Below are 9,325 nucleotides of genomic sequence, written 5' to 3' on the forward strand. Positions count from 1 at the left end.
GATGTGGGGACAGAATTCAATTCTGTCCCCGTGCGAAGCACCCCAAGGGCACTTCCTCGCTGTTGCTCAGGGCGCAAGCGAAGCAGAGGTGCAAACCAGTGCGACAAACAGGCGAAGCATTCCTGATTATTCTCATGGGTTCACTTGGGGATGTGGTGCGTGGCCTCAGCCTCGTATCCCAGATTAAAAAAAATCTGCCAAACAGTAGAATTACCTGGCTGGTGGAACCAAAATGGGTAGAACTGGTCACCATTCATCCGGATATTGATAAAGTACTCGTTTTTAAGCGCGACCAGGGTATGACAGCGCTATGGCAGTTGAAAAAGGCTCTGGATCAGGAACATTTTGATATTACTTTAGATCTGCAGCGGCATTTTAAAAGCGGTTTTTTCTCATTACTTTCGCGGGCGAAAAGACGGGTGGGATTTAATCGCCGTAACGCTAAAGAATTCAACTGGCTTTTCAATAATGAAAAAATCGATTTTTTCAGTGATCGGCTGCCAAAAGTACAGCATTACCTGAAATTTACCGAATATCTTGGCTTGCCTGCTCCGGCTGTACTTGACTTTGGATTTTCATCATTTGATTTCAAGTCGGTTTTGCCGGATATTCTTTCTGATATTAATGGTCCCATTGTTGCCGTAGTCATAGGATCTTCCTGGGAATCAAAAAACTGGTTTTTCGAAGGTTACCGTGATCTGGCAAAACATTTCATTGATTCCGGCGAATGGCAGGTTGTCCTTCTGGGTGATCGTTCCCAGGAGGGACTTTCACTGCAACTTGCCGAGGATATTAATTCCCCGTCGTTGACCAACTTGGTTGCCAAGACTTCTCTGCTGGAAGTTGCCGCGGTGCTTAAAGTGGCGGAAGTCGCGGTTGGGCCTGATTCCGGGCCGGCCCATATGGCCGGGGCCGTGGGAACTCCCTATGTTTCACTTTTTGGTCCCACATCAGCCCAACGTGTGGCTCCGTACGGCAGTGAACACCTGGTGGTGCAGTCAGGGGTTGCCTGTGCTCCGTGCTACAAAAAGCGATGCCCCGGCCTCAGCCGGCGCTGTATGAGAAAAATTACCGTGACCCAGGTGAGAGGGAAGATTTACGAAGCTCTGAATCGCTGACCTTATTGATTCTGGTTCAATTTTTGAAAATCTGCCTGACCAGTCTTCCCAAATGGCTGAAAGGCCAGAGTCCGCTGAGTATCTGATCTCGCTTATATTTTCTCTTCTCTTCAGGGGTCAGAATAGCGGGGGCGTATTTAGCCTTGAACTTTACCAACCCGGCCTTGTCCCTGCCTTTCAGCAGTGAAATCATCAAGCGGCCCAATGGGCTTTGGCTGAAAAAAAGGGAAGACTGGAAATCAATAACCGCTACCTGGCCGGAAGATTTAACCAGAACATTTCTTTTTTGCTTCAAGTCCAGATGAACGACCCCTCTTTCATGAATTGCATTGATAACTTTTTCGAGGTTGTCGAGTGCTTTGTTCAGTAGTTCCGGTGCCAGCTTGCGCGAGAGGGTTTTTCCTTCAATAAACTCAACGGCAAAAGCATCCTGGTCAATGATTCCCTTAAATGAGGGAATACCTTTAACTCCTACCAAACGTTTGTAGATGGAGATTTCACGATTTTGATAGCGTCTGCCGATTATCTGCTTGAGAAAGGGCTGCATGCAACTGCAGTCTTTTACCGCCCATTTATTCCCATTTATAAGATATACAGAGATCTCTGGAGAAGCGTAGTTGCCCCGCTGAATGATCTGTGATGTAAGTCGGTTCAACTGGTCACGGTTGATATATGTTTTCATGGTTCTGCTGTTCAAAAATGAAACAGGAGATAATAGACAACCAGATAGCAGATAATCATGGCGAGCAGGTTTAAGTGAGCGTTGTTTTTGAAAAACAGTTCCCATTTGAAGAAAAACAGTTCATGGTTATCTACATTTTTACATGAGGGCAGAAAACGATGTACCTGCCGGCAATAGTTTCGGTAGGCGTCACCGAAAATCTCAACCAATATCTTTTCCTCACGTTTGACCCGGTTGACCATATAAAAATAATAGGTAACCGAAAATACGATTATAAACCAGATGTTTCCGGTCATCATTATTCCCCCCAGGATAAGAAAATATCGACCGATATACATGGGGTTTCTGACCAGGGCATAGGGGCCTTTGGCCGCCAGGACTTTCTTCTTTTTGAGGGCGGCAAAACACCATATCTGGATAGCCTCGCCGGCCACGGAAACCAGCAGCCCAACCCAGAAGAATTCCGGCTTGATCATGCTTAGCAACAAGATCAGAAAAAGCAGCAGTAAAGGCCAGCGTAACAGGAGTAACTTGCGACGAAGGTCAGGGTTGTTGAAAAGATCATGGATCGCGTCCAGATAATCGCTCATATATTCACCGTTTTCATTCAAAAAAGATGCCGAAATTAAAGACAATTTTTCAAGGTAGCCTAAAAAAATATCATCGGAATTTAATACATATGGCTTGTGGAGGTCAACAGTTTACTTTGAAAAGTTTTCAACGATATGGAAAAGCAGGGTGAGCGGATGAAACAGCAACATGTATCAGGAGGTTTTGTGGAAGTTGTTACAGGGGTTAATCGTGGGCCTGATTTCGTCGGTATCGGTGTTCAGAAGAGTGGAACCACCTGGGCCGGGGAGATCCTGGCCCAGCATCCCAAGGTTCTGATTCAAAAGAAGGAGATCAGTTTTTTTATCCATCATTTTCACCGGGGATACGACTGGTACGAAAAGTGGTTTCAAGGCCGGGGAGACGGGATTGCCGGAGAGTTTTCAGTTAATTATATTTATTCTCCGCGTCCTGAATCAGCCATAAAAGAGTTCTACCCGAATTGGAATCCGCGGCGAAAACTTCTATTCTGGAGGAATAATCCGTCGGCTCGGGATGAACTTAAAAAGCGTTATCCAAAGGTAAAGGTGCTTGCTTTTTTCCGCAATCCGATCCAACGAGCGTGGTCTCACTACTGGTTCTGGCGGAATCGCCGGGAGCGAAACCACAAGCGCATTGTTCCGTTTCAGCAGATGTTTGAAGAGGATGGCCGCTGGCTCCGGCTGCAGGGACATTACGCCGATCTGCTTTCTTTCTGGCGCCGGTCTTTCCCGGATATCGGGGTATTTCTCTTTGATGATATTCGGGAGCGACCACATGACCTGGCAAAGGAATTATTTGAGTTTGTGGGGGTTGACCCTGAGTTTAATCCGGTTTTCTCTGGGGCAGTGAATCCGGGGCGCTATCCTTCGATGCCGGTAGATATGCAGGAAAATGTGATCGAGTACTATCGTGAGCAGGTTCTAAGTTTTGCTGCCATGATCAGGCGTGATCTGGACCATTGGCTGGTTGTCAAGGATTAAGTGGCTAAATCCTTTTTTTCTCATAATCTTTCCAGTTCAAGGTTAAATGTTTTTGTGGTTTTTGTTTGCGAAATTTCCCACACCTTTTTGTATATGCTTCGTCGACGGTTTCTTGAGCATTCATCTTTGGTCGCGTAGTGGTAAAAAAAACGTAAGCGATCCCTGCGGGAAATCATATTACTCAATGATGAGTTCAGTTGGGCAAGATTGATGACTTTCTGTTTATCCGTAAGTCGACCAATCCTGACATTGTCCAGATCAATCATGAAAAAGTTACCATTTTCACACAAGACATTGTCGGATTTAAAATCCCTCTGCCTTACCTGGTGAGCATGAATTTTTTTCATCCATAAGGCGAATTTTATAATCGCCCGGCGTTTTTCCTGTTTATTGGTGAGGGAGGAGAGGTAGTCGTTAAGCGTCATGCTGTCAACCAGCAATTCTGATAAAAAATAACTTTTGGTTCCCATTTTAAAATACGCGTATGCCCGTGGTGCAGGGATCCCCAGTATCTCAAAGGCTCGGGATATTTTCCAGCTGGTGAAACACCGGTCGTGGTGGAACAACTTCCGGGGATAAATTTTGATACAAAGATCATGATACTTGAAAACCCGGTCCTCTTTCAGTGAGGTTGCCTCCCGTAAGGCCTTTTCTAACTCCTGCCGCCCCCAGTTAAAACCTCTTTTTTTATACCCTTTGAACCGCGGTTCTTTGACAATCTCAAATTCAGAACTGTTTTTACAGCAGCGGTTTGTTCTTGAGTGCAGGTGATGCCGTAAATGAACACTAACGGCTTTTTCAACTTCTCTTTCGGTTACCGGCTGTTTGAAGGCCACATTGTAAGTCTTTAAAAACTCCGTCATCCATGAAGGATGTTCAGAATTGAAAAAAAACTTTCCCAAATTGCGAATTCTGAGCCATCGAGGTAGTCGATAGAGAAAGAAAACCTCCTGGACATCGATCAGGTACGGTTGATTCTTGAGATTAATGATAATATTTCCCGTATGGAGATCGGCATGATAGATGCCATGGGAATGAAGATGAGCTATGTATTTTCCCAAGGCTCTGGCTTCTGACAGGGTTTGCCCGTTTACATGTCTGCCGTTGATCTTTTTCGTCAAAATGAAAAAACTTTTTGGAGGGGGGCTTGGTCTGCTGCCTTTTGCTATCGGTTCAGCCGCCTCTATATCAAGCTTCTGCAGCCGCTTGAGGTTTTTCCATTCAGCCCACTTGCGCTGGGGGAGGATTGTATGTCGGAAGCGGTCTTTATCCCTGTCCAGGCGGCTGAGTTTGAGGAAATAATCACCTAGGGAGGTCTCAAAGAGAAATACCTGTCGCCGGTTACTATCTTTGATCTTGTGACAGCGTACTAAGCTTGAAAAGAGATAGTCAAGCTTAAAATCTGGATGAAGAGGAGTAACAGAAATTTGAAAGCCGGCTAGCTCATCTTCCAAAGAGGTAATTAATCCATGGGAAAGAATATGGGAATTATTTTGCTGGGTTGTTTGGGCGATCATTTGTGAAGTCGGTTTTAAGAGTGGAGACGCCGTTATTTCCATTCACCTGAGGTGCTCATAAAATGAAAGAGTCTTTTCCGCCCTGGCAGAGGAGCTGAATCTGTTTTGGGCGGTTTTAAATGCCCTTTCTGATAATGTGCCGACAGTATGGGGATTTTCAATCATGGAACTGATAGTCTCTGCAAGTGTATCTTTACGCATATCAATGAGGTAGCCATTGTTACCATTACTGATAAGTTCCGGTAGAAATCCAGTTGAGGGGGCAATAACCGGCACCCCGGCGGCCATGGCTTCCCTTACGGTTCGGCATGTTTTATCTGTTCCCGGTATAGGGTAGACCAAGGCGTCCATGGCATGATAGGCAGCCACCAGTCGGTCATGACGGCAGTATCCAGCCAGGCATACCCGGTTTTCCAGCCCCATTTTTCGCAATGGCTTCATGATGATGTTTTCCACCGCTCCCCGGCTTCCTCGACCGACAATGAGAAAGCGTAGCTGGGGATATCTTGCCGCGAGGATATGGAGTGCATCCAGGGCAATGTCAAGGCGTCGTGCCTCCCTGATTCGGCTCACAATTCCCATGACAAAGCTTGACTGGTCAAAGCCAAAATTTATTTCTCCATCACTTAAATCCCTTTTTGGCGAAAAACGACCGATATCGATACCTGGGGCAGCCATTTTTACTTTATTTGTTGAAAAATGGAATCGTTTGAGGGCATTATGCCTGGCTTTCTCCCCGATTACAATCGTTCCAGAGGTTCTATATGTATAAAGGAGTCTGTTTCTAAAACCGGTTCCCGGTCCTTCAGGCCGATAGCAGCTTCTGATGATCAAAGGTAACCGAGCCTTGCCAACAGCAAGTGCCGCAGTTAGATGAGCATTTTGCATATGACAGTTAATCACATCTGGTTGCAACTCTTTAATCAGTTTTCTGAGATTTCGTGTGTCAGGGAAAATTGATTTGAGTTTGAAATGTTTAGGCATTTCAAGTTCTATTATCTTGTCAAGTCCCTTGAGACGGGCGTTGTAAGCGACGTCGTTTTCCGATTCTTTCGGTGATCGCCCGCAGATAAAGGTGATATCCGCCCCCAATTTTTTTTCTGACAACGCCAGCTCTACTGCCGGTTCAGACCGTTCAGTCCATTTCCAGTTGCTGAGCAGGTGGAAAATTTTCATCGTTTATAATAATTCAGTATTTTTTTTACCGCGGTGACTACATCATACGTATCTTGTTTGGTCATTCCCGAGGATAGCGGTAGAGAAAGCGTTCGGTCGGAAATGAAGGTTGCGTTTGGGAGTCTGCTATCGGGAATTCCAAATCTATCCTGATAATATGGTTGTCTATGTATCGAGATATAATGCACGCCGACACCTATGTTTTCTTTGGTCAGTGCATCAATCACCGCATCTCTGCTGACGTGCAAGTTGTTTATATCCAGAATCAAAGTGTAAAGATGTCGGGCGTGACGTCCCGGCGAATCCGTGGGAGATTGTGGTATGATTGGTAGTGAGGCAAATTCCTGGTCATAGATTTTCCATATTTTCTGACGTATTTTGAGATTCTCTTCAATACGCTGCAGTTGATGCAGGCCGAACGCCGCCTGAATGTCAGTCATATTATATTTAAAACCTGGCTCTATTACTTCATAGTGTTTGTATCCATCGTCGGAAAATCGTTTCCACGCATCTTTTGTTAAACCGTGAAGGCTCAACCGCCTGATTCTGCTGATGGCCTCTTCGTTATTGGTGGTTACCAACCCGCCTTCCACCGTTGTCATGTTTTTGGTGACATAAAAGCTGAAACAGGAAAAATCTGCCATTGAGCCTATTTTTTCCTGTCCGTAATAGGCTTCGATTGCGTGGGCACAATCATCAATAATAATAAGGTTGTGTTTCCTGGCAATTTCACGAATAGCATTCATATTACAGGGTCGTCCGGCAAAATGTACCGGCAGAATAGCCCGGGTTTTTGGAGTGATGCAAGCCTCAATGGCATCAGGTGAGATATTGAGGGTCTCCAAGTCAATATCGGCGAAAATTGGTATTGCGCCGGCATGACAAATAACATTACTGGTGGCGCAAAAAGTCATGGGCGTCGTGATTACCTCATCCGCGGCTTGAATATCTCCGGCAATTACAGAGAGATGGAGGGCAGCCGTACAGGAATTTACCGCCTGCGCGTAATTGGCGGTTACATACTTTCTAAAATTTTCCTGGAATTGCGCCGTTTTAGGTCCTGTTCCTACCCAGCCTGAGCGGATGGAGTCGAGAACCTCGCCAATCTCAGCCTCACGAATGTCCGGTCGGCCAAATACCAGAAAAGTATTCCTGACCGATGTTCCACCTTCACTTGCGGGTATGCTGGACATTTTGTAATTCCCATAATTTTAAATATTTTAGAAAAACAAAATAGAAAGATATAACCGCCAGGACGATGCCATGAAAGCCATCTAAGAATCCTCGTTGCCAAAAATACTTTTTCACCATCCGATTAAGAGGGTTGAAAAGGATATAACGGTACTTGAAACGTTTGCCGTTTTGCATCATTTCACTGGCGCTTATGGTGGCATAATTTTGCACCTTGTCAAGGTATTCATCGATACTGTTGTATGGATGATGAATTATGGGGTTTTTTAACCGTCCCGTTTTCCCAGTTACCTTGACCACGGAAAAATTTACCGGCGTATGTTTTCCTTTGTGTTTGTCGAAAAGACGCAGAACCCAGTCATTTCCCCAGCCACCATGCTTGATGTATTTGCCGAAAAGGTAGTTACTTCGCTTCACGTAGTAGCCGTCTTTTGTTACGGAGCTTATTTTTAGTAGTCTAATTTCTTCCAGGAGATCATCTGTAAGAATTTCATCCTGGTCGACGACCAGTACCCAGTCAAACTTCGCGTTTTTCACCGCATATCTGCACTGGAGGCCATAATTCTCAAATTCATGTTTAATAGGCTTAATCCGCAGATCTTTCAAAATATCAACCGTTTCGTCCGTACTGCCGGAATCGACCACTAGAACCTCATCCACAGCTTTTTCTAATTGGGTTAAGACCTGCCGTAAATATTTCTCCCCATTATAGGTTAAGACAATGCCGCTGATTTTCATGAGTTGGTATTTGCCGTTTTATAGTATAATTTTACAGAAATAAGACTTCCTCACAACCCGGATATCGATCCACTATCACTTTGTTACCTGAACTGTCAACGAGTTCCGGGACTGGGGACGGACCTTTAATGCTGTTCCTTTCGAAGATGCCGCTGGCTCAAAAAACCTCAATGATGTCAATAACTTTCTCTTTTTTTATGAGTCCATCAGTAGTTGCCGATAGACGTCAATATTTTTTTCAACCATGTGATCGACGGAAAAGTTTTTTCTGACCTTTTGTTGTCCCTGCAAGCCTATTTGTCTGGCCCGTTCCGGGTTGGCAAGATAGGCGATGATTCCTTCTGCCAGGGCTTGGGGATCAGCGGGGGGTACCAGGGTTCCTGTAACCCCGTTTTCAATGATTTCAGGGATCCCTCCGGCATTGCTGGCGACTACCGGTTTTGCCAGGGCCAGGGCGTCGATGACGGCGGTGCCCAGACCTTCCTGAATGCTGCTCATGACCACAATATCAGCCAGCTGGTAAAAAGCGCCGACATCGTCACGAAACCCGGTAAAGGTAAGATTCCGGTCAATATCCAGGGAGGAGGCAAGAGCTTGGAGCTCAGCCAGTAATTCACCACCACCGACAATAAAAAAACGGGCGTTCGGAACCCTTACCAAGACTTGGGGAATAGCCTTGATCAGGTGTGTCTGACCTTTAACCCAGGCCAGGTGAGCGATGTTGACGATGATTGGATCATCCTTTGAAAGATTAAATTCCTGGATGAGGTGGTCTGGGGGTGTGGTCGCAAACCGTTCCAGGTCGATGCCGCTGTGGGCTACGGAGATATGCTGTCCGGGGATGCCGTCAGCTACCATAACATCCTTGATTTTCTTTGAAATGGCAATATAATGGTCGGCCATTAATCGGTATTTGATGCTGCTCAGGCGGAGAAAGCTGTGCCGGAAAATGGAAAGGTCGACCCGGCGGGAAACCAGGAGCCTGGTTTTGCTTCCTAAAGCGGCAAAAAAAGCGATAGTGTGGGCATGGGATGTGTGAGAATGAATGATATCGTAATGATATCTATTGATAAGTTTCCTGATTTTATAAGCGGCTCGCAGGTCAATCTCACTACGCATGGCCACGGGAAAGGTCTCTATCTTTTCGGCCCGGGCTTTTTCTTCCAGAGGTGATGCAGGTTGACAGACCAGGTGGGAGGTAATATTTCTTTTTTTTAACCCACAGATAAGGTAGAGAAGCTGCTGTTCTCCTCCCCGCCAGGTTTTTTCAGTATTGATGTGGAGAATTTTCATTTTTTGTAATGGTTTCAAATAGCTCCAATGCCAGGTAGT

The 9,325-nt window shown here is 45.6% G+C and carries 9 protein-coding genes; 2 read left to right on the plus strand and 7 right to left on the minus strand.

Features of this window, described 5'->3' with window-relative positions; all coding sequences use genetic code 11:
* Window positions 1–98 precede the first annotated feature (98 nt).
* Entirely contained in the window at window positions 99–1,118 is a 1,020-nt protein-coding gene (locus U9P07_09765) for a glycosyltransferase family 9 protein (GenBank protein ID MEA2109691.1), read from the plus strand.
* 16 nt (window positions 1,119–1,134) lie between these two features.
* Here U9P07_09765 and U9P07_09770 read toward each other — a convergent pair whose 3' ends face one another.
* Together U9P07_09770 and U9P07_09775 are read right to left on the minus strand one after the other, a co-directional pair.
* The gene (locus U9P07_09770) at window positions 1,135–1,800 is read right to left on the minus strand and encodes a hypothetical protein (protein ID MEA2109692.1); all 666 of its coding nucleotides are present in this window, start codon (window positions 1,798–1,800) and stop codon (window positions 1,135–1,137) included.
* A gap of 11 nt (window positions 1,801–1,811) precedes the next feature.
* Window positions 1,812–2,390, minus strand: coding sequence for an isoprenylcysteine carboxylmethyltransferase family protein (locus U9P07_09775; protein ID MEA2109693.1), 579 nt, complete (start codon window positions 2,388–2,390; stop codon window positions 1,812–1,814).
* Between the two features lie 156 nt (window positions 2,391–2,546).
* Here U9P07_09775 and U9P07_09780 point away from each other — a divergent pair, with 156 nt between their 5' ends.
* Window positions 2,547–3,371 carry a sulfotransferase domain-containing protein gene (locus U9P07_09780; protein MEA2109694.1) on the plus strand — a complete coding sequence of 275 codons (825 nt, stop codon included), beginning with the start codon at window positions 2,547–2,549 and terminating at the stop codon, window positions 3,369–3,371.
* Between the two features lie 20 nt (window positions 3,372–3,391).
* On the opposite strand, the gene U9P07_09785 is transcribed toward U9P07_09780, so the two are convergent.
* From U9P07_09785 to U9P07_09805, 5 genes are all read right to left on the minus strand, one after another.
* Window positions 3,392–4,930 (minus strand): lipopolysaccharide kinase InaA family protein, encoded by a 1,539-nt coding sequence (locus U9P07_09785; protein ID MEA2109695.1) that lies wholly within the window; start codon window positions 4,928–4,930, stop codon window positions 3,392–3,394.
* A complete protein-coding gene (locus tag U9P07_09790; GenBank protein MEA2109696.1) occupies window positions 4,931–6,064 on the minus strand; it encodes a glycosyltransferase family 4 protein in 1,134 nt (377 codons plus the stop codon).
* Window positions 6,061–7,257 carry a DegT/DnrJ/EryC1/StrS aminotransferase family protein gene (locus U9P07_09795; protein MEA2109697.1) on the minus strand — a complete coding sequence of 399 codons (1,197 nt, stop codon included), beginning with the start codon at window positions 7,255–7,257 and terminating at the stop codon, window positions 6,061–6,063. Before U9P07_09795 ends, U9P07_09790 begins: the two co-directional genes overlap by 4 nt.
* Entirely contained in the window at window positions 7,235–7,993 is a 759-nt protein-coding gene (locus U9P07_09800; GenBank protein ID MEA2109698.1) for a glycosyltransferase family 2 protein, read from the minus strand. Before U9P07_09800 ends, U9P07_09795 begins: the two co-directional genes overlap by 23 nt.
* Window positions 7,994–8,188: 195 nt before the next feature.
* Window positions 8,189–9,325: glycosyltransferase family 4 protein (locus U9P07_09805; GenBank protein ID MEA2109699.1), on the minus strand; the 1,137-nt coding region annotated here is incomplete at its 5' end.

This window comes from Pseudomonadota bacterium (genome assembly GCA_034660915.1).
GTDB lineage: Bacteria > Desulfobacterota > Anaeroferrophillalia > Anaeroferrophillales > Anaeroferrophillaceae > DQWO01.